The organism is Ruegeria sp. CI5 (assembly GCF_056536885.1).
The window spans coordinates 134,739-154,811 of the sequence record NZ_JBQFQN010000006.1 but is presented as its reverse complement, the minus strand read 5'-3'; the positions used below and the strand labels follow the sequence as shown (position 1 = coordinate 154,811).

Below are 20,073 nucleotides of genomic sequence, written 5' to 3'. Positions count from 1 at the left end.
CGGTTTGTTTTTGGGGTAGGCGGCACTGTGGCCGACTGGATCATACTTGCGGCGATCAGCCTGGTTTCGTCGGGCTTTGCCCTACAGTGGCTCATGCCGCGCCGTCCGCGGCGCGGTGACAATTTTGGTTTGTCTGCGCCGGCTTCGTTGCTGGATGCAGTGTTTCTGTTCAACGGAAGCCGCCTGATCAGCCACTCCGACATCGCCCTGTCCGGGTTCGAGGCAGTGAATGACTGGGATGATCTCAGGCGCCTGCTGCAGCGCGACTTTCCGGCCTTCCCCGAGACTTACGAAACCGTCCGCCAGCAGGGCAATATCGTGGTTTCGGCCATAGATTGTACGGTCGAGCGCGAGGTTCGGTGTGAATGGATCGACGGCATCGTCCGGGTGCAGTTGCGTGATTTGACCGGCATCACCGAACCAGCAAGGAGGGATCCGAACGATCCGATCCGCCTGGCCATGGACCGCGCGCCCTACCCCGTGTGGCTTCTGGATCATGCCAACAAGATAAGATGGTGCAACGCCGCCTATGTCGCGCTGGCCCGCAAGGCGCGCGGGCAGGACACGGATCTGACCCAACCCATGTTCCCCGAACTGACCGAAGAAGCGCGGCCCGGCAAGAAGACCCGCGACTCAATTCCGGTGAAGGATAGCAGCAACAAGCTGTGGTTCGATCTGACGCGTGTGGAACTGGACGAAGGTCACCTGCATTATGCGGTCGACGTAAACGCCATTGTCGAGGCCGAGACCGCCCAGCGCAAATTCGTCCAGACGATGACAAAAACCTTCGCGCAGCTGTCGATCGGCCTGGCAATCTTTGATCGAAACCGCCAGTTGGCACTGTTCAACCCTGCCCTGATCGACCTGACTGCTTTGCCGCCCGATTTCCTCAGTTGTCGGCCGAATATCTCAAGCTTTTTTGACCGCCTTCGGGATCAGCACATGATGCCCGAACCCAAGAACTACCGCAGTTGGCGCCGGCAGATGAACGATCTTCTGGAGGCGGCCGAGGACGGAAACTACCAGGAAACCTGGTCACTGCCGTCGGGCTCAGTCTATTCGGTCAGCGGCCGCCCCCATCCCGACGGCGCCGTCGCCTTCCTGTTTGAGGACATTACGGCCGAGATCACCCTGACCCGCCGATTCCGGTCCGAGATGGACCTTATGCAGTCAATCCTCGACAAGCTTGCGGACGCCGTCGCCGTTTTTGCCGATGACGGGACGCTGGCTTTCACCAACTACGCCTACCACCTGCTGTGGGGAGACTCGGACGAGGTCGGCTTTGAACCAGTCACGGTTCTGGACGTCACCCGTCAGTGGCAGTCGCAATGTCAGGCCAATCCGATCCTGGGTGACATTCGGGACTTCGTGGAAATGCGCAACAACCGGGTCGAGTGGAGCTCGGATCTGTACAAGCGCGACGGCACCCGGCTCTTGTGTACGGTCAGCCCTATCCAGAATGGCGCAACCATCGTCCGGTTCACGATCGAACACGCGCGTGGAGAAACGCCGGATATGTTGCAGATCACCGCCTGAACCGGGTTGCAGAGGGTTCGGCCCCCGTTCATTGTGGCGCCATGAATTCGCCCGCTTCGATCACTCTGACATCACCGGAAGAAACCGCCGATCTGGCCAGCCGCCTGTCCGCCCATTTGGCGCCCGGCGACGTTATTTTGCTGGACGGCCCAATCGGCAGTGGCAAAACCCATTTTGCACGCAATCTGATCCAATCGGCACTGCCTGTGCCCGAAGATGTGCCATCGCCCACATTCACGCTGGTTCAGGTTTACGAGGGTGAAGCCGGCGAAATCTGGCACTCCGATCTGTACCGGCTTACCTCGGTGGATGAGATCGAGGAATTGGGCCTGACCGGGGCCTTTGATACGGCGATCTGCCTTGTGGAATGGCCTGACAAGCTGGGTCCGCTACAACCGGCCTCGGCCCTGTTGGTGCAGTTTCATGCCGACCCCGCTGCCGAAGAAACCCGACACCTGACACTGACGTGGTCCGACCCCAAGTGGACCGAAAAACTGAAGAGGATCGCATGACCAACCGCGCAGTTCTGGCCGAGGCGCTGGTCGCACGGACCCCTTGGGCCAAAGCCTCTCGCGCGCCGCTGGCTGGAGACGCCTCGAACCGCCGGTATGAACGCCTGACCGACCCGGATACCGGGCGGACCGCCGTTTTGATGGACGCGCCCCCGGACAAGGGGGAAGACGTGGAACCGTTTGTCAGGGTGGCAGAATACCTGCGGTCCGTCGGTCTGAGCGCGCCCGAGATTCTTGCCGAGGACGCCGAGAACGGGTTCCTCCTGCTGGAGGATTTCGGCGACGACCTGTTTGCCCGCCTGATCGAGAAGCAGCCGGAGGTCGAGCGTGAATTGTACGAGGCCGCAACCGACGTGCTGATCCATCTGCACTCTGGGCCCCTGCCCTCATTGGACAGCTATGACCCGTCCCTCATGGCGGAATTGTCGGCTCTTGCCTTCACCAAATATGCCCAAGGGATACAAGGCGCCTATGACCAAGACGCCCATGATCGTTTTCAGCATCGGTTCGCCGACATATTGCTGCAGGAAACCTCGGGCACGCGGGTGGTGACCCTAAGGGACTACCATGCCGAGAACCTGATCTGGCAGCCTGAGCGCGACGGGGTCCGCCGGGTCGGTCTGCTGGATTTTCAAAGCGCAATGCTGTGCCATCCCGCCTATGACCTGATGTCGTTGCTGCAGGATGTCCGCCGCACTGTGCCCGCCGCAATCGAAATGAGCATGGTCAACCGCTACATCACGGCAACAGGTGTGGATGACCACGATTTCCGCACGGCGTACAGTGTCCTCGGCGCCCAACGCAACCTGCGGATACTGGGCGGATTTACCCGCCTTGCCACCGACTATGGCAAACCGCATTACGTGGATCTTATCCCGGCGGCCTGGGCTCATCTGATGCGCGATCTCGAGCATCCGGCGCTGGTCTCGGTCGCGGATCTGGTTCGGCAGGCGCTGCCATCCCCAACGCCCGAAAACCTTGCAAGGCTGAGGGCGGGATGACCGATACACCCGAGGCCATCATGCTGTTTGCCGCCGGTTTCGGCACCCGCATGGGCGCGTTGACCCGCACCCGACCCAAGCCGCTGATCCCAGTGGCCGGACGGCCGCTGATCGACCATGCGCTGGACCTGACGGATGCGCTAAGGCCGCGCCGGGTGGTCGCGAACCTGCATTACCTGGCTGATCAGCTGACAGATCATTTGGCGCCACGTGGTGTCCTGCTTTCACACGAACAGCCGGACATCCTGGAAACCGGCGGCGGATTGCGCGCGGCCCTGCCGCTGCTGGGTCCGGGGCCGGTTTTCACGATGAACACCGATGCGATCTGGTCCGGGCCCAACCCTTTGGAGTTGCTGAAGGCGGCTTGGGATCCGGCGCGGATGGACGCTCTGTTGATCTGCGTGCCGATCGCACAGACGATCGGACATGCAGGCCTCGGAGATTTCAGGATCGACCCCCAAGGCCGGCTTGAACGCGGGCCGGGTCACGTCTATGGCGGCATTCAGATCCTGAAGACCGACGGTCTGGCGGACATTCCTGAAAAAGCATTCTCGCTCAATGTGTTGTGGGACCGGATGCACCGCGATGGCCGGCTGTACGGTCTGCAGTATCCCGGGCGCTGGTGCGATGTGGGCCGCCCCGAAGGCATAGCCCTGGCCGAGGAGATGCTGGCCGATGTTTGACCCCAGCGCCACCCCCCGGGTCTTTGCGGTGCCGCCCGGCGCGGATTTTCCGCAGGCGCTGGTGCGCGGGCTGCGGGTGCGCTGCGACGGCCACCCGCCCGAGGCGCTGGCCCGCGTGCAACTGGTGCTGAACACCCGCCGCATGGCCCGCCGCGTGCGCGACCTGTTCGATCAGGGCCCGCCCTGCCTGTTGCCCCGCATTTCGCTGGTGACCGATCTGGGCGAAAGCGTCGATCTGGATCAGGTACCGCCCGCCGTGCCGCCCTTGCGGCGACGGCTGGAACTGACGCAACTGGTGTCTCGCCTGCTTGACCAGCAACCGGATCTGGCCGCGCGGTCGTCGCTGTTTGACCTGTCCGACAGCCTCGCTGCCCTGATCGAAGAGATGCAGGGCGAAGGCGTCCCGCCCGAGGCGATCCGGCAGCTGGACGTGACCGACCTGTCAGGCCATTGGGCACGGGCCCAGGCCTTCATCGGCATCGCCGACCAGTTCCTGAAGACCGAGGATGGCAGCCTGGACGTGCAGGCCCGCCAGCGCCACGTGGTCGAGAACCTGATCGCCCGCTGGCAGGACGCGCCGCCGCAACACCCCGTGATCCTGGCCGGGTCCACCGGCTCGCGCGGGACCACGCTGATGCTGATGCAGGCGGTGGCGCAGCTGCCGCAGGGGGCGCTGATCCTGCCGGGGTACGATTTCGACCAGCCCGCTCATGTCTGGGAGCGGCTGGATTCGGCAATGACCTCGGAGGATCACCCGCAATATCGGTTCCGCAAGCTGATGACCGAACTGGGGATAGGGCCGGATCAGATCGCAGCCTGGACCCCGGACCAGCCCCCCTCGTCCGCTCGCAACCGTCTGGTTTCATTGGCATTGCGTCCGGCCCCGATCACCGATGCCTGGATGAGCGAAGGCCCGCAGCTGCGCGATCTGGATGCCGCTACGCGCGACATCACCCTGGTCGAGGCGCAATCGCCGCGGGCCGAGGCGCTGGCCATCGCCCTGCGCCTGCGGCAGGCGGCCGAAACCGGCCAGACCGCCGCCCTGATCACCCCCGACCGGATGCTGACGCGCCAGGTCAGCGCCGCGCTGGACCGCTGGAATATCCTGCCCGATGACAGCGCCGGCCTGCCGCTGCAACTGTCTCCGCCGGGCCGGTTCCTGCGTCATGTGGCCGGGCTGTTCGCGCACCGTCTGGATGCCGAGGCGCTTCTGACCCTGCTGAAACACCCCTTGTGCCACAGCGCCGGCGACCGCGGCTCACATCTGCTGCACAGCCGCGATCTGGAACTGCACCTGCGCCGCAATGGGCCGCCCTCCCCCGACAGCGCCAGCCTGAGCGGCTTTGCCGTCGAAAAAGACGTGCCCGACGCGTGGATCCGGTGGCTGATCCGCAATTTCTGCGACCAGCAGATCAGCGGCACCCTGCCCCTGACCGACTGGGTGCAGCGCCTGCGCGATCTGGCCGAGGCGATTGCCGGTGCGGGCACAGGCGACGCGGGCGAATTGTGGGACAAAAACGCAGGCCAAGCGGCGCTGGCGGTGATCTCGGACCTGGCGGACGAGGCCGAGCACGGCGGCGAGATGACGGCGCTGGATTTCGCCGACCTGCTGGGGGCGCTGCTGGCCGGGCAAGAGGTCCGCGACCGCGACGCTCCCCACCCGCGGATCATGATCTGGGGCACGCTCGAAGCGCGTGTCCAGGGTGCCGACCTTCTGATCCTGGGCGGGTTGAACGAAGGTAGTTGGCCCGAGGCCCCCGCGCCAGACCCCTGGCTGAACCGCCAGATGCGCGACCGTGCCGGACTGCTGCTGCCCGAACGGCGCATCGGCTTGTCGGCCCATGATTTCCAGCAGGCCATCGGCGCGCCCGAGGTCTGGCTGACCCGCGCGGTCCGCTCGGACGATGCCGAAACCGTGCCGTCGCGCTGGCTGAACCGTTTGACCAACCTGTTGCAAGGCCTGCCGGATCAAGGCGGTCGCGCGGCGCTAAAGCAGATGCGCGACCGGGGCCGGACATGGCTGCGCTGGTCCGAGATGCTGGAACAGGCGCCCCGGATCGCCGCCGCACCACGCCCCTCGCCGCGCCCGCCGGTGGCCGCGCGCCCGCGCCGTCTGTCGGTGACCGAGATCAAGCGGCTGATCCGCGACCCCTATGCGATCTATGCCAAGCACGTCCTGCGCCTGAAACCGCTAGACCCGCTGGTACAGGCACCCGACGCGCTGCTGCGCGGCATCGTGATCCACGAGATCCTGGAACATTTCGTCAAGGAGAGCGTGCTGGACGGCGCGCTTCTGACCCGCGAGAACTTCCTGAAACGGGCCGAAGCGCTGCTAGATCAGCACGTCGCATGGCCCACCGCCCGGAAGCTGTGGCTGGCGCGGCTCGAGCGGATCGCCGACGACTTTCTGCGCGCCGAGATCAGCCGCCGCAGCGATGGCGGCCCGATCGCGTTCGAGGCCAAGATGCGCCTGACGCTGGAACCGCTTGGGTTCACCCTGAATGGCCGCGCCGACCGGATCGACCGCAACAGCCGCGGCGCCCTGACCATCATCGACTACAAGACCGGCACGCCGCCCTCGGAATCGCAGCAGGCCAAGTTCGACAAACAGCTGCTGATCGAGGCCGCGATGGCCGAGCAGGGCGGCATCGACGGATTTGACCCGATGGCCGTCGCCAGCGCCGTGTTCATCTGTATGGGCGGCACCTACAAAGAGGTCCCGGCACCCTTGGACAAAGAGCCGCCCGACAGGGTTCTGGCCGAGCTGACAGAGCTGATTTCCAACTATTTAGAGCCTGATCAGGGTTTCTCCTCGCGCCGGATGATGCACAAGGACAGCGACGTGGGCGACTATGACCACCTGGCGCGGTTCGGCGAATGGGACCGCACCGCCGAAACCAAGCCCGAGGATCTGACATGACCCCGCGCGACGAAGCGACCGAACGGCAGGTTCAGGCGGCGCGGCCCGATGCGTCGACCTGGCTGGCGGCCAATGCGGGCTCGGGCAAGACGCGGGTTCTGACCGACCGCGTGGCGCGGCTGCTCCTGGACGGTGTTCAGCCGCAGCACATCCTTTGCCTGACCTACACCAAGGCCGCCGCCAGCGAGATGCAGAACCGCCTGTTCAAACGGCTGGGCGAGTGGGCGATGCTGGACGACGCGGCGTTGCTGCGGCAACTGACCGAACTGGGCGTCGAAGGGGTGATCGACCCCGACCGCCTGGCCCGCGCCCGCACCCTGTTCGCGCGCGCCATCGAAACGCCGGGCGGGTTGAAGATCCAAACGATCCACTCGTTCTGCGCTTCGCTGCTGCGGCGGTTCCCGCTCGAGGCCGGGGTCAGCCCGCAGTTTTCCGAGATGGAAGACCGTGCCGCGGCCCTGCTGCGCGAGGAAATCGTCGAGGATTTCGCCGAAGGCCCGCAGGCCAGCCTGATCGAGGACGTGGCCCGCCACATCACCGATACCGGCTTTGACAAGCTGACCGCCGCGATCGCCCAGAAGCGCACCCTGTTCACGCCCGCGCTGCAATGGCCCGACCTGCTGGCCCGTTTTGGCCTGCCCGAGGGGTTCGACGAGGACGCGCTGCTGGCGCAGGTGTTTCTGGGCGGCGAGGTCGAGCTGATCCGTTCGATCCTTCCGGCGCTGGCGGGCGGCGGCAAGACCGACGCCAAGGCGGCCGAGAAACTGTCAGGCTTCACCGAACCCGCGCTAGGTCAGTTGCCGGTGCTGGAAGACGTGTTTCTGACCGGAAAATCCGCCAAAGAGCCCTTTACCGCCAAGATCGGCAACTTTCCCACCAAGGCGCTGCGCGAGGGGGTTCTGGCGGGGCAGATGGATTCGCTCGAGGCGCTGATGCGGCGGGTCGAGGCCGCGCGGGAACGGCACCTGGCGCTGGCAGCCGCACGCAAATCTATGGTGCTGCACCGCTTCGCGGCGGCGTTCCTCCCGGAATACGAGCGTCGCAAGCAACTGCGCGGCTGGCTGGATTTCGACGATCTGATCCTGCGCGCGCGCCTGTTGCTGAACGATCCGGCGGTGGCCGCTTGGGTGCTGTACCGGCTGGATGGCGGCATCGACCACATCCTGGTGGACGAGGCGCAGGACACCAGCCCCGATCAATGGGATGTGGTCGAGAAACTGGCGCAGGAATTCACCAGCGGCGAAGGCGCACGATCAGGGGTCGAGCGCACGATCTTCGTGGTCGGCGACAAGAAACAGTCGATCTATTCCTTCCAGGGGGCCGACCCGCAGGCCTTTGACCGGATGCAGGCCGAATTCGGGCGAAAACTGCAGGAATCAGGCTCTATACTGTGGGATTGGACGCTGGAATATTCGTTCCGTTCCTCCAGCTCCATCCTGTCGCTGGTCGATATTCTGTTCGAAAACCGCGCCGAGGCAGGGTTTCAGAAAGAGTCGCAGCACCGCGCCTTCAAAGCCGATCTGCCGGGCCGGGTCGATCTGTGGCCGGTGGTGGAAAAGGTCGAGGACGCGGACGAGGGCGACTGGACCGATCCGGTCGATCGGCCCGCGGCGCAACATCACACGGTGATCCTGGCCAACCAGATCGCCGCGCGCATCAAGGCCATGATCGACGCCGGCGAAACCATCCCCGAAGACGGCCCCACGCGCGGCACGTTCGTGCGCCGCAAGGTGCGGCCGGGGGATTTCCTGATCCTGGTTCAGCGCCGCTCGGACCTGTTCGCCGAGATCATCCGCGCCTGCAAGGCCCAAGGTTTGCCGATCGCAGGGGCCGACCGGTTGAAGGTGGGCGCGGAACTGGCGGTCAAGGATCTGGCCGCGTTGCTGAGCTTTCTCGCCACGCCCGAGGATGACCTGTCGCTGGCCACGGTGCTTAAATCGCCGCTGTTCGGTTGGTCCGAGCAGATGCTGTTCGACCTCGCCCATCGCCGGCAGGAAAAGTATCTGTGGGCGGCGCTGCGCCATCGGGCCGGGGATTTTCCCGAAACGCTGGCTGTGTTGAACGATCTGCGCGGGCAGGTGGACTTTCTGCGCCCCTATGACCTGATCGAACGGGTGCTGACCCGCCATGACGGCCGTCGCAAATTGTTGGGCCGCCTGGGCGCCGAGGCCGAGGACGGCATCAACGCGTTGCTGTCACAGGCGCTGGCCTATGAGCGGTCGGACATTCCCAGCCTGACCGGTTTCCTGGTCTGGATGCAGACCGACGACCTTGAGATCAAGCGCCAGATGACCGGCGTGGGCAACATGATCCGGGTGATGACGGTGCATGGCTCAAAAGGGCTGGAGGCGCCGATCGTGATCCTGCCGGACACCGGCAAGCGGCAGCCGCCCCGCGATGCCGAGATCATGGTCGCCGACGGAACGCCGCTGTGGAAGGTGCCCACCGACCTGTCGCCCAGCCTTGTTGCCCGCGCCCGCGAAGACGCGCGCCAACGCGAGGAGAACGAGCGGCTACGTTTGCTGTACGTCGCGCTGACCCGGGCCGAGAAATGGCTGATCGTGGCGGCTGCCGGCGATCTGGGCAAGGACGGGTCCAGCTGGTACCAACTGGTCGAAGAGGCGATGGGCCGGGCAGGCGCCACCGAGACCCCCGGCACCGGCATCCGCCGTCTGGCGCATGGCGATTGGGAGGGTCTGCCGCTGGACCATCGCTCGACCCCGGAGCCGGTGCAGGATACCCTGCCGGACCTGTTCCACCGGCCCGCGCCCGAGCCGATGCCCGATCCCGAGACGCTCAGCCCGTCCGATCTGGGCGGGGCCAAAGCCCTGCCGGGCGAGACCGGGCTTGAGGAAGAGGCCGCCAAGCTGCGCGGCACCCGCCTGCACCTGCTGCTCGAGCATCTGGCCCCGGCGACGCGCGACCGGTGGGATCAGCTCTGCGCCCGGCTTCTGCCCGATATGCAGGACGGTGACCGCCGCGACCTTCTGGCCGAGGTGGCGGGCGTCCTGACCGCACCGGACCTGACCCCCGTCTTTGCCCCGGACGCGCTGGCCGAGGTGCCGGTCTCGGCCACTCTGGACGGTCGCCGGATCCACGGGGTGATCGACCGGTTGATCGTGATGGATGACGTGGTGCAAGTCATTGATTTCAAATCAAACGCCACGGTTCCCGATCGGGCCGAGACCTGCCCCGAGGGCCTGCTGCGCCAGATGGGCGCCTATGCCGCGGCGCTGTCGCAGATCTATCCCGGCCGCGAGATCCGCACCGCGATTTTGTGGACGCGGACGGCGCGCCTGATGTGGCTGCCACACGATCTTGTGACGGAAGCCTTGGGGCGTGCCCAGATATCTTGACCTCCCTCTTGGGGACACCTACGTTCGACTCCCAAGCGCATGTCATTCAGGAGACAGAATATGTCGACCGTAGCCGTAACCGACGAAACCTTTGACGCCGAAATCAAGAACTCGGACGTCCCCGTCGTGGTGGATTTCTGGGCCGAGTGGTGCGGACCCTGCAAGCAGATCGGCCCCGCTCTGGAAGAGCTGGCGGCCGAATATGGCGGCAAGGTCAAGATCGCCAAGGTCGACGTGGACAGCAACCCCAACTCGGCCGCAGCCATGGGCGTACGCGGTATTCCCGCGCTGTTCATCTTCAAGGACGGTCAGGTGGTTTCGAACCGCGCAGGCGCTGCCCCGAAGGCCGCCCTGCAAAGCTGGATCGACGAATCCATCTGATACCGAACGGAACTCAACAAAAAAGGCGCTCCTCACCGGGCGCCTTTTTTTGTGCATGGTCTGCGCATAAAGAAAAAGCCGCCCGGAAATCCAAGCGGCCATTCGTCTTTAGTTGAATGCGGTCTGAATTCAGATCTTGGCGATATCTTCGCGGACCAGACCGATATCTTCCAGCTGGGCATCGCTCAGTTGCGACAGCAGCTTGCGGGTCTTGCGGGAGGTGTTCCATTCGGCGACAGCTTCGAAAGCGTGCGAGATGCCGTCCACTACACGCAGGATGGTAGCTGCTCCGAGCGGCGCATGGATGTTTGCGGTGGTTGCCATTTGCGCATTCCTTTTTTGAAACAGCCGACCCTGTGTCGGTTGTAAGCCTCATCTAGTCTTGCAACAGGCGACTCACAATTGCTGGTCCGACAACCCCGTGATGCACGGATTGCATATCTTTTGGGCAGTTTGAGAACGGGTTGCGCGGATCGCGCCCTCGGCCCATATAGGGCATCAACGGATACGGAGGCTTGAATGGCGGAGAACGACTTTCCCGGTTGGCACGGCACCACGATCATCGGCGTCAAGAAAGGCGGCCAGATCGTCATCGCGGGTGACGGGCAGGTCAGCCTGGGCCAGACCGTGATCAAGGGCACCGCCCGCAAGGTGCGGCGCCTGTCGCCCGGCGGGTTCGAGATCGTCGCCGGGTTCGCCGGCTCGACCGCCGACGCCTTCACACTGCTGGAACGGCTGGAAGCCAAGCTGGAGGCCACGCCCGGTCAACTGGCCCGCGCCTCGGTCGAGCTGGCCAAGGACTGGCGCACCGACAAGTACCTGCAGAAGCTTGAGGCGATGCTGATCGTCACCGACGGCCGTGACCTGTTCGTGATCACCGGGGCCGGGGATGTGCTCGAGCCGGAACATGACGTGGCGGCGATCGGGTCGGGTGGCAACTTTGCCCTGGCAGCCGCGCGCGCGATGATGGACAGCGACAAGTCGGCCGAGGAGGTTGCCCGCGAGGCCATGGCAATTGCCGCCGACATCTGCGTCTACACCAACGGCAACCTGACGGTTGAGAGCATTTCGGGCTAGGGGTCAGGCCAGCAGGGCCGAAATCTCCTTGCCCTTCCACCGGCGGTGCATCCCGATCAGCCCCAGAATGGCCGAGGCGATCACGATGTAATAGGGCAGGCGGATATCGATGCTCATCAACCCGCCGCCGATCAGCGACATGATTCCACCCGCCAGGCAGAACACGGCCGTGGTTACGCCCATGACCCAGCCCTGATCCGCCTCGCTGACCGACGAGGAGAACAGGCCCAGAAGGGTCGGGTAGGCCACGCCGAACAGGAAATAGAACAGGAACACCGGCACGTAGCTGAGCACGCCGCTGGGGCTGAAGGCAAAGGCAAAGCCGCAGATCACCATGACGATCAGCGAAACATATATGATGTTGTGCTTGCTGAACCGTTCCTGCGCGGGTTTCACGAGAAACGTACTTGAGAAGGCCAGCGCCACACCAATGACGACCATGGCCATGCTGCCGCCGATCACGCCGTAACCAAAAGCGCTGGTCAAGAAATTGTCCACAAACACGTAGAAGGTGACGTTCGCGATCATGAAGAACGCGTAGACGGGCAGGATCTTCAGAACCATGGGGTGGCCACGTACGGCGACCAGGCTGTCGGTCACATCGCGGGGGCGAAAGACGAAGGGTTCGCGTTCGGTTCGGGTATCCTTGAAAAAGAACAGCACCAGCAGGATCGCGATAAGCACCAGGACAAACGCGCCGTAGAATGGGGTCTTGAGCGTGGCAACGCTGCCCAACAGCGCCGCATCCGACAGGACCGCTCCGATGATCGGGCCGCCGACCAGGCCAAAGCTGACCCCTGTCACGATATAACCCATGTTCCGGTCACGATCGGCCGCATCCGTGCTGCCGTCGATCATGGCCGCCTGCGCAATGGGCTGGTTTCCGGCCGTGAACCCGGTGATCGACCGGCCCACGATCAACAGGATCAGGCTGTTGAGATACAGCGCCGCAATGGTGATCGCATAGCCGGCCAGCGCGCCGCCCAGGCAGACCAGAAGTGCATTCTTGCGCCCGATGGAGTCCGAAACTTTCGAGACATAGACGACGCCCAGAAACCAGGACAGGAAGAAACACCCGATCACCAGACCGTAGTAGAAGTGACGGCTGCCCATTGGCGTGCTTTCCGGCAGAAAGCCCGATTTCGTCTCCATGATCAGCGAGTTGATGATCGGAAAAACCAGCCCTTGGCCGATCAAGTCCACGAACACCACGAACAGCAGGGTAATCTTGGCAATCTTGGACATTTCACTCTCCGGGTCCCGCGCACATTCCGCCAACCCTATCAGAGGACACCGAAATCTCCCAACACGGAGGTCAGGAAAGAATTGCATTGGCGCCGGGTCATTGTTAACCAACGCGGCCAAATGTGCGGTCTCGGTTGTTTTTGCCGACCCCGTGCTTACCTAAGCCGCAGCTGACTGCCGACCATCGAAAGGACTGCCCTGTGACCGACCTGACCCCGCGCGAGATCGTCTCGGAACTGGATCGTTTCATCATCGGGCAGAAGGATGCCAAGCGCGCTGTCGCCGTCGCCCTGCGCAACCGCTGGCGGCGCAAGCAGTTGCCGGACGACATCCGCGAAGAGGTCTATCCCAAGAACATCCTGATGATCGGCCCCACCGGTGTCGGCAAGACCGAAATCAGCCGCCGCCTGGCCAAGCTGGCCCGCGCGCCCTTCATCAAGGTCGAGGCGACCAAGTTCACCGAGGTCGGCTATGTCGGCCGCGATGTCGAACAGATCATCCGCGACCTGACCGACGCCGCCATCGTCCAGGCCCGCGAATACATGCGCGACGAGGTCAAAGCCAAGGCGCATCAGGCTGCCGAGGACCGCGTGATCGAGGCCATCGCCGGCTCGGACGCCCGCGAGAGCACCCGCGAGATGTTCCGCAAGAAGCTGAAATCCGGCGAGCTGGACGACACGGTGATCGAGCTTGAACTGGCCGATACCTCGAACCCGATGCCGATGTTCGACATTCCCGGCCAACCCGGCAGCCAGATGGGCATGATGAATCTGGGCGACATCTTCGGCAAGGCCTTTGGCGGGCGCACGGTCAAGCGCCGGATGACCGTGGCCGAAAGCTACGACATCCTGATCGGGGAAGAGGCCGACAAGCTGCTGGACGACGAAACCGTCACCCGGACCGCGCTGGAAGCGGTCGAGCAGAACGGCATCGTCTTCCTTGACGAGATCGACAAGGTCTGCGCCCGGGCAGAAACCCGCGGCGGGGATGTCAGCCGCGAAGGGGTGCAGCGCGACCTGCTGCCGCTGATCGAAGGCACGACCGTGTCCACCAAGCATGGCCCGGTCAAGACCGACCACATTCTGTTCATCGCCAGCGGCGCGTTCCATATCGCCAAGCCTTCGGACCTGTTGCCGGAACTGCAGGGGCGTCTGCCGATCCGGGTCGAGCTGCGTGCGCTGACCGAAGAGGATTTCGTTCGCATCCTGACCGAGACGGACAACGCGCTGACCCGCCAGTATACGGCTTTGATGGGCACCGAAAACGTTACCGTCAGCTTTACCGAGGACGGGATCGCCGCGCTGGCCCGGATCGCCGCCGAAGTGAACCAGAGCGTCGAGAATATCGGCGCCCGGCGCCTGTACACCGTGATGGAGCGCGTTTTCGAAGATCTGTCCTTTGTCGCGCCGGACCGTGCCGGCGCGGAAATCGTGGTCAACGCGGCCTTTGTCGATGAAAACCTTGGTGAGCTGACCAAATCCACGGACCTGAGCCGTTACGTTCTGTAACATGATCAGCCGGTTTTTGCCGGTTGGTCCTGCGCAATTATCTGGACGCGTCGGCAGGTTACGCTATGCGTAGCACGTACTGTTGGTCTGGGATCGTTCCGTGCTGCGCTATCTGATCGTTTTCGTCACCGTTTCCGTTTTGGGAGGCTGCGTTGACCGATCCATCTCGGTCACCTTGCCCGAGGCGTTGGACGTCGGCACGGCGCAGACCGTGTTCGCGGCCACCACCCGCGCACGCGAGGCCGACGGCTCGTACGGGTATCGTCGCGCTGACCGCCTGCAATTCCTCGAAAACACCGTCTCGATCCCGCCGAACCACCGCCCCGGGACGCTTGAGTTTTCCTATTCGGACCCGAACCCGAGCCGGCAGTTCGTTTTGGCCGGTGTGCGCGAATTTCCGTCCGAACAGGATCTGAAAGCACGACTGAACGGCGCCAAGGAAGTCACGATATTTGTTCATGGCTACAACGCCACCCAGACCGAAACCGTTTTTCGCGCGGCTCAGTTGGCTCACGATATCGGCCTGCCTGGAAAGACGTTGGTCTATTCCTGGCCCAGCCGAGGGGCCGGATCGGGCTATGCCTATGATCTGGACAGTATGCTGTTTGCCCGCGACGGGCTGCAACAAACCATCTCAACGCTAAAATCCCTGGGCGTCCCGCGCGTACTGATCGTTGCGCATTCGATGGGAGGCGCGCTGACCATGGAGATGATGCGCCAGGCTGAGCTGCGCGAGCCAGGCTGGTCGCGGCGCAATCTGGAAGGTGTATTGCTGATCTCGCCCGATCTCGACGTTGACGTGTTCCGGTCGCAGATGGCGGTGATCAAATCTCCGCCCGAGCCATTCGTGATCATGGTCTCGCGCAAAGACAAGATCTTGAACGTGTCCGGACGCCTGCGCGGAACTGCCAAAGGCGAGCGGCTGGGCAACATCAGCTCGACCGAGAAGCTGGCGCAGTACCCGGTCAGCATCATCGACACCACGGCTTTCAACAAGGATGCGGAGTCCTCGCATTTCGTGGCCGCCACATCTCCGGCACTTCTGTCGATTCTCAACGCGGCGGGCCGGGTCAGCAGGACCTTTGGCCGGGATCAGGGCGGCATTGATCTTCTGGTGCCGCCGGCCGTGCGAAACGATGCCGGCGCGACCGAGGTTGTTCTGACCGAAACCGGGCAGGTGCGGGTCAGCACTCCGTGATAGGGCGAGGGTTCCGCCTTTTCCTTGCGGACAATGCTCCGTGGTTGGGCGCGGGGGTCTTGCTGACCTTCATGTCCAGTTTCGGGCAGACCTTTTTCATTTCGATCTTCGCCGGGCAGATCCGGGCCGAGTTCGGCCTCAGCCACGGCGCATGGGGCGGTCTTTATTCCTTGGGCACGACTGTTTCCGCGATCGTCATGATCTGGGCCGGAGGGCTGACCGATATTTATCGTGTCCGCGTGCTGGGTCCGGCCGTCCTGCTTGGGCTTGCGTGTGCTGCGCTCGCGATGGCGGTCAATCATTGGGTGATCCTGTTGCCCGTGGTGATCTTTCTGCTGCGTCTGTTCGGCCAGGGCATGTGCAGCCACATTGCCATGGTTGCGATGGCCCGGTGGTTCACGGCCACGCGGGGCAGGGCACTCTCCATCGCAACGCTGGGATTTGCCGTCGGTGAGGCCCTGCTGCCCGTGCTGTTCGTCGCCGCCATGGCCTTTATCGACTGGCATTTTCTTTGGGCGCTCTCCGCCGCCATCGCGTTGTTGGGAATACCCGCGTTGATGCGAATGCTGCGTCAGGAACGGACACCACAAAGCCTGGCCCGGGAAACCAGCGCGACCGGGATGCTTGGGCGGCACTGGACCCGGCGCGAAACGCTATTGAACCCGCTTTTCTGGTTCATGATGCCGGCGCTCATGGGACCTTCGGCATTCATTACTGCGTTCTTCTTTCACCAGGTCCATCTGGCGCAGACCAAGGGCTGGGCCCATATCCAACTGGTTGCGTTGTTTCCGGTCTATACCGGGGTGTCGATCTTGGCGATGTTCGCCTCGGGCTGGGCGTTGGACAGATGGGGCACGGCGCGGATGATGCCGTTCTATCAGATTCCGATGGCTGCCGGGTTTGCCCTGTTTGCGTTTGTCCAGACAATCCCCGGCGCCGTAATCGGTTTGTCCTGTCTTGCCATTTCGGTCGGCGCCAACAGTACGCTGCCCGCCGCGTTCTGGGCCGAGTTCTACGGCACCCGTCACATCGGCGCGATCAAGGCGATGGCTGCCGCCGTCATGGTGCTGGGGTCTGCTGTCGGGCCCGGTCTGACTGGCGGGTTGATCGATCTGGGCGTGCCGCTCAGCGCGCAGTTCCTGTGGATCGCCTGGTTCTTCGTGGCAACTTGCGGCATAGTCTGGATCGGTGTTCACAGAGCCCGGCGGCTGCTTTAGCGGATCCGCCTAAGATACACGTAGTAGGCCCCATCACCGCCATGGCTGATATGGGCCGGACTGACCTGAAGAACCGCTTGGGCCAGGGGCGGTAAATTCAACCACTGAGGCACCTGGTTGCGCAGCACGCCGCGGGGCGTCGGGATCGGGCCGGGTTCGTCCCTGTCCTTGCCTTTGCCGGTGACCACCAGAACCAGTCGTTTTCCCGATGCCTGCGCCGACAGGATGAACCGGATCAGAGCAGGATGGGCCGTACCGACCCGCATTCCGTGCAGATCCAGCTTGCCTTCGGGCTTCAGCTTGCCGCGTTTCATCCGCGCAAAGGCCTTGCTGTCCATCTGTACGGGAGCGGCACGCAGGCTGTCGCCGATTGCGGGTTTCAAGCTGTGGCCGCGTCCATTTGTCGGTGCATTCTGACCCAGTTCAAAGGTGTCTATCCGCATTTTGGGGGTTTTTCGCGGCTTGGGCTTCGGCAATGTCGATGGGTGCACGGATTGGGGAATCTCCGGGTGCAGCCGCTCGGTCTGCCGGGTCACCTTGTGCCACAATTCAATCTCTTCTTCAGTCAGCTTACGGCGGGTCATCAGAACTCATCCGGCAGCATGGCATAGGCGCGCTGGATCGGCAGCAGAACGATCATACGGCCGGGATCCTTGAGCTGGCCCGCCGCCTGTCCCGCGGCGTCCCCGGTTCCAAAAAAGATGTCGGCCCGTTGTGCGCCCTTGATTGCCGAGCCGGTGTCCTGTGCGATCATCAAGCGCCGCAGCGGAGTCTTGCCATCTTTTTCAACCCAGACCGGCGCACCCAACGGGGTATAGGCCGGGTCCACGGCGATGCTGCGCATTGCGGTGATCGACCGGTTCATTGCGCCCAAAGGCCCGCGGTCTGCAGCTACCCGCGAAACCTCGCGGAAAAAGACGTAGGACGGGTTGTGCATCAACAGCTCGGCCCCAATCTCGGGGTTCTTGCGCACCCAGGACTGGATCATCCGGGCACTCACGTCATGCGCACCCAGAAGACCGCGCCGGACCAGCTCAACCCCAACCGACCGATAGGGGTGGCCGTTGGCCCCGCCATATCCGACACGCACCGAACTGCCATCCGGCAAACGGATGCGCCCCGAGCCTTGAATCTGCAGAAAAAACAACTCGACCGGGTCATCGACCCAGGCGATCTCCAAGCCGCGGCCCTTCATCACGTCACTGGTCAGCAACTCGCGCCGGCTGAGCCATTGCCCGGCCGCCCGCGCCTCGGGCGGCATCTTGTAGACCGGGTATCTGTAGGTTTCAGTCCGCGTCCGCGAGCCGCTCAATTCCGGTTCAAAATATCCGGTGAACAGCGGGGCCTTTTCATCCTCGATCAGGATGGGCCGGAAGAACAGTTCGAAAAAGGCGCGCGCGGCATCGGGCTCGTATGTCCGTGCGGCTGCACACAACGAACGCCAGTCCGGATCGTCCAGATCCCCGCAAGTGTCCAGAAAAACGGACAAGGCCGCGCCGTGGTCATCCTCGGCCCAGCCATCGAGGTCAGCAAATGACAGGATGGATCGCGTCGCCTCGGCTCCGGCGGCATTGGCGGCGGTCAGAACCGCCACCAGCATCAGCGACCGGAGCGTTCCGATCATGCGTCCGTGGCGACAAGCAGCCAGTTCGGATCATCCGCGCCCATGACGCGGGCAAAGGTCCAGCTGTCCTTTTGGCGCTTGATCGTGTTGGGGCTGCCTTCGATGATGTCACCGCCCCGGTCACGCACGACCGACGTGAGCTCGCCGACGAACCGCACGGTGATCTCGGCGCGGTTGGAATCCTTGTCGAATTGTGCATCCACCAGGCCCATCTCACGCACACCGATGAACTCGGCCTCGATGGTCAGGCCTTTGTCCTCGCGATCGGCGACAACCGACACAAAGGTTTCGAAAACTTCCTCGGACAGGAAGGGCTGGATTTCATCCAGGTTGCCCCGCTCGAACCCCATGACGATCAGCTCATAGGCGCCACGGGCGCCCTGCAGAAACTCGCTGACCGAAAAGCTCGACTCGACGCGCTTCATCGCAGCCAGCGTCTGCGCCAATTCGCTGTCTTCGGGAACATGGTCGGTAATGTCACGATCCGGACCGCCGTCAATCACTTCGAAATCACGACGCGACTTCCCGGTGTCGGGTTGCTGCGGCACCGGTGGTTTTTCAAAGCCTTCGCGCGTGCCCAGCACGCTTCTGAGACGCAGGATCAGGAAGATGGCTATGCCAGCCAGCACCAGAAGCTGGATCAGGGGTGAGTTCATTTCGTCCTCTTTTCAGCACCGAGACTTTGTACACGCGGCCTCGTGTCACTATGTAGGTGACAGTTGGTGGCAAGTCCACAGCCCGGCCTATGGGAAAGGATAGCGCATATGTATCTGTTCTTGGCATTTTTATTGGTGCCGATCATCGAAATCGCCCTTTTTATCCAGGTCGGCGGTCTGATCGGCCTTTGGCCGACGCTGGCAATCGTGGTTTTGACCGCCTTTCTGGGTACTGCGATGGTGCGGACGCAAGGTCGCATGGCGATGGGTCAGCTACAGCGCGCCTTTTCCGAACTGGACGACCCGACCGAAACGCTGGCCAATGGTGCGATGATCCTGCTGTCGGGTGTTCTGCTGATGACACCCGGGTTCTTCACCGACGCAATCGGCTTTGCGCTGCTGGTTCCCGGGGTGCGGGCCGCGGTTTTTCGGTATCTCAAATCACGGGTCACGATTACCCAGTTCCAGATGGGTCCCGGCCCGCAATACGGGGCGGCGCGCGATCCGTTCGGTGGGGATGACATCATAGACGGAGAGTATTCGGAAGTGCGCACAAAACCCGCACAACCGTCGAAATGGGTGGAAGGGCCGCACCAGCATTGAGGTGCCCGGCCCAACTTGATAAGCAGTGGCGAATTTAAATTTTGGAGCGGATCCATGACCGAAGAAACCGCCGCCGGCACAACCGAGCCCCAGGCAGCCCCCCAAATCCAGATGCGCATTCTGGGACAGTTCATCCGGGACATGTCCTTTGAAAACGTGATGGCGCAAAAAGGCGTCTCGGGCGACGTGCAGCCCGAGATCTCAGTCCAGGTGAACCTGGATGCGAAAAAGCGCTCGGCCGACCACCAATACGAGGTGTCGATCAAGCTGAACCTCAAGTCCAAGGCCAAGGGTCTGGAGGACATCCTGTTCCTGTGCGAGATCGATTATTGCGGCCTGTTCCACGTGGAAGGCGTGCCGAATGATCAGTTGCACCCGTTCCTGATGATCGAATGCCCGCGGATGCTGTTCCCTTACCTGCGCCGCATCGTCAGCGACATCACCCGCGACGGTGGCTACCCGCCGGTCAACCTGGACAACATCGATTTCGTCGGTCTGTACCGCAACGAGTTGATGCGCCGTCAGGCCGAGGCGTCCGACAAGACCGAGGCGTGAT

The 20,073-nt window shown here is 63.2% G+C and carries 18 protein-coding genes; 13 read left to right on the top strand and 5 right to left on the bottom strand.

The window, feature by feature from the left end; genetic code table 11:
* The first annotated feature begins 27 nt into the window (after positions 1-27).
* Genes ACR0BA_RS16710 through trxA form a run of 7 tightly spaced genes read left to right on the top strand, consistent with a single transcriptional unit; the run spans position 28 to position 10,389 of the window.
* The gene (locus tag ACR0BA_RS16710; RefSeq protein ID WP_480729071.1) at positions 28-1,536 is read left to right on the top strand and encodes a PAS-domain containing protein; all 1,509 of its coding nucleotides are present in this window, start codon (positions 28-30) and stop codon (positions 1,534-1,536) included.
* Positions 1,537-1,577: 41 nt separating this feature from the next.
* Positions 1,578-2,048, top strand: a complete 471-nt coding sequence (tsaE, locus tag ACR0BA_RS16705) for a tRNA (adenosine(37)-N6)-threonylcarbamoyltransferase complex ATPase subunit type 1 TsaE (RefSeq protein WP_170363940.1) — start codon at positions 1,578-1,580, stop codon at positions 2,046-2,048.
* Positions 2,045-3,049, top strand: a complete 1,005-nt coding sequence (locus ACR0BA_RS16700) for an aminoglycoside phosphotransferase family protein (RefSeq protein ID WP_480729069.1) — start codon at positions 2,045-2,047, stop codon at positions 3,047-3,049. Before tsaE ends, ACR0BA_RS16700 begins: the two co-directional genes overlap by 4 nt.
* A complete protein-coding gene (locus tag ACR0BA_RS16695; RefSeq protein ID WP_480636934.1) occupies positions 3,046-3,732 on the top strand; it encodes a nucleotidyltransferase family protein in 687 nt (228 codons plus the stop codon). The genes ACR0BA_RS16700 and ACR0BA_RS16695 overlap by 4 nt, the downstream gene beginning before the upstream one ends.
* Positions 3,725-6,652, top strand: coding sequence for a double-strand break repair protein AddB (gene addB / locus ACR0BA_RS16690; protein ID WP_480729067.1), 2,928 nt, complete (start codon positions 3,725-3,727; stop codon positions 6,650-6,652). Before ACR0BA_RS16695 ends, addB begins: the two co-directional genes overlap by 8 nt.
* A complete protein-coding gene (addA, locus tag ACR0BA_RS16685) occupies positions 6,649-10,008 on the top strand; it encodes a double-strand break repair helicase AddA (protein ID WP_480729065.1) in 3,360 nt (1,119 codons plus the stop codon). Before addB ends, addA begins: the two co-directional genes overlap by 4 nt.
* A gap of 60 nt (positions 10,009-10,068) precedes the next feature.
* Positions 10,069-10,389 (top strand): thioredoxin, encoded by a 321-nt coding sequence (trxA, locus tag ACR0BA_RS16680; protein ID WP_480729063.1) that lies wholly within the window; start codon positions 10,069-10,071, stop codon positions 10,387-10,389.
* Between the two features lie 129 nt (positions 10,390-10,518).
* Here trxA and ACR0BA_RS16675 read toward each other — a convergent pair whose 3' ends face one another.
* Complete coding sequence (locus ACR0BA_RS16675) at positions 10,519-10,713, bottom strand: DUF1127 domain-containing protein (RefSeq protein WP_170433517.1); 195 nt, start codon at positions 10,711-10,713, stop codon at positions 10,519-10,521.
* Positions 10,714-10,908: 195 nt separating this feature from the next.
* On the opposite strand from ACR0BA_RS16675, the gene hslV reads away from it, so the two are divergent.
* Positions 10,909-11,466, top strand: a complete 558-nt coding sequence (hslV, locus tag ACR0BA_RS16670) for an ATP-dependent protease subunit HslV (protein ID WP_093963878.1) — start codon at positions 10,909-10,911, stop codon at positions 11,464-11,466.
* Positions 11,467-11,469: 3 nt separating this feature from the next.
* On the opposite strand, the gene ACR0BA_RS16665 is transcribed toward hslV, so the two are convergent.
* Complete coding sequence (locus ACR0BA_RS16665; protein WP_170361080.1) at positions 11,470-12,711, bottom strand: MFS transporter; 1,242 nt, start codon at positions 12,709-12,711, stop codon at positions 11,470-11,472.
* 200 nt (positions 12,712-12,911) lie between these two features.
* On the opposite strand from ACR0BA_RS16665, the gene hslU reads away from it, so the two are divergent.
* The 3 genes from hslU to ACR0BA_RS16650 all read left to right on the top strand — a co-directional run bounded on the left by hslU (position 12,912) and on the right by ACR0BA_RS16650 (position 16,634).
* Positions 12,912-14,219: an ATP-dependent protease ATPase subunit HslU gene (hslU, locus tag ACR0BA_RS16660; protein WP_480729061.1), complete on the top strand. Its 1,308-nt coding sequence runs from the start codon at positions 12,912-12,914 to the stop codon at positions 14,217-14,219.
* A 100-nt stretch (positions 14,220-14,319) separates the two neighbouring features.
* A complete protein-coding gene (locus ACR0BA_RS16655) occupies positions 14,320-15,417 on the top strand; it encodes an alpha/beta hydrolase (RefSeq protein WP_170361082.1) in 1,098 nt (365 codons plus the stop codon).
* A gap of 71 nt (positions 15,418-15,488) precedes the next feature.
* On the top strand, positions 15,489-16,634 hold the full coding sequence (locus tag ACR0BA_RS16650; protein ID WP_480729059.1) for an MFS transporter: 1,146 nt from the start codon (positions 15,489-15,491) through the stop codon (positions 16,632-16,634).
* On the opposite strand, the gene ACR0BA_RS16645 is transcribed toward ACR0BA_RS16650, so the two are convergent.
* From ACR0BA_RS16645 to ACR0BA_RS16635, 3 genes are read right to left on the bottom strand one after another with little or no spacing between them, the layout of a single operon-like run.
* The gene (locus ACR0BA_RS16645; protein ID WP_480729057.1) at positions 16,631-17,218 is read right to left on the bottom strand and encodes a Smr/MutS family protein; all 588 of its coding nucleotides are present in this window, start codon (positions 17,216-17,218) and stop codon (positions 16,631-16,633) included. The two genes, ACR0BA_RS16650 and ACR0BA_RS16645, sit on opposite strands and share 4 nt — an antisense overlap.
* Positions 17,218-18,258 carry a murein transglycosylase A gene (gene mltA, locus ACR0BA_RS16640; protein ID WP_480729055.1) on the bottom strand — a complete coding sequence of 347 codons (1,041 nt, stop codon included), beginning with the start codon at positions 18,256-18,258 and terminating at the stop codon, positions 17,218-17,220. The genes ACR0BA_RS16645 and mltA overlap by 1 nt, the downstream gene beginning before the upstream one ends.
* A complete protein-coding gene (locus ACR0BA_RS16635; protein ID WP_170368987.1) occupies positions 18,255-18,914 on the bottom strand; it encodes a Tim44/TimA family putative adaptor protein in 660 nt (219 codons plus the stop codon). The genes mltA and ACR0BA_RS16635 overlap by 4 nt, the downstream gene beginning before the upstream one ends.
* 108 nt (positions 18,915-19,022) lie before the next feature.
* On the opposite strand from ACR0BA_RS16635, the gene ACR0BA_RS16630 reads away from it, so the two are divergent.
* Complete coding sequence (locus ACR0BA_RS16630; protein ID WP_480729053.1) at positions 19,023-19,517, top strand: FxsA family protein; 495 nt, start codon at positions 19,023-19,025, stop codon at positions 19,515-19,517.
* 54 nt (positions 19,518-19,571) lie between these two features.
* Positions 19,572-20,072 carry a protein-export chaperone SecB gene (gene secB / locus ACR0BA_RS16625; RefSeq protein WP_170342607.1) on the top strand — a complete coding sequence of 167 codons (501 nt, stop codon included), beginning with the start codon at positions 19,572-19,574 and terminating at the stop codon, positions 20,070-20,072.
* Position 20,073 lies beyond the last annotated feature (1 nt).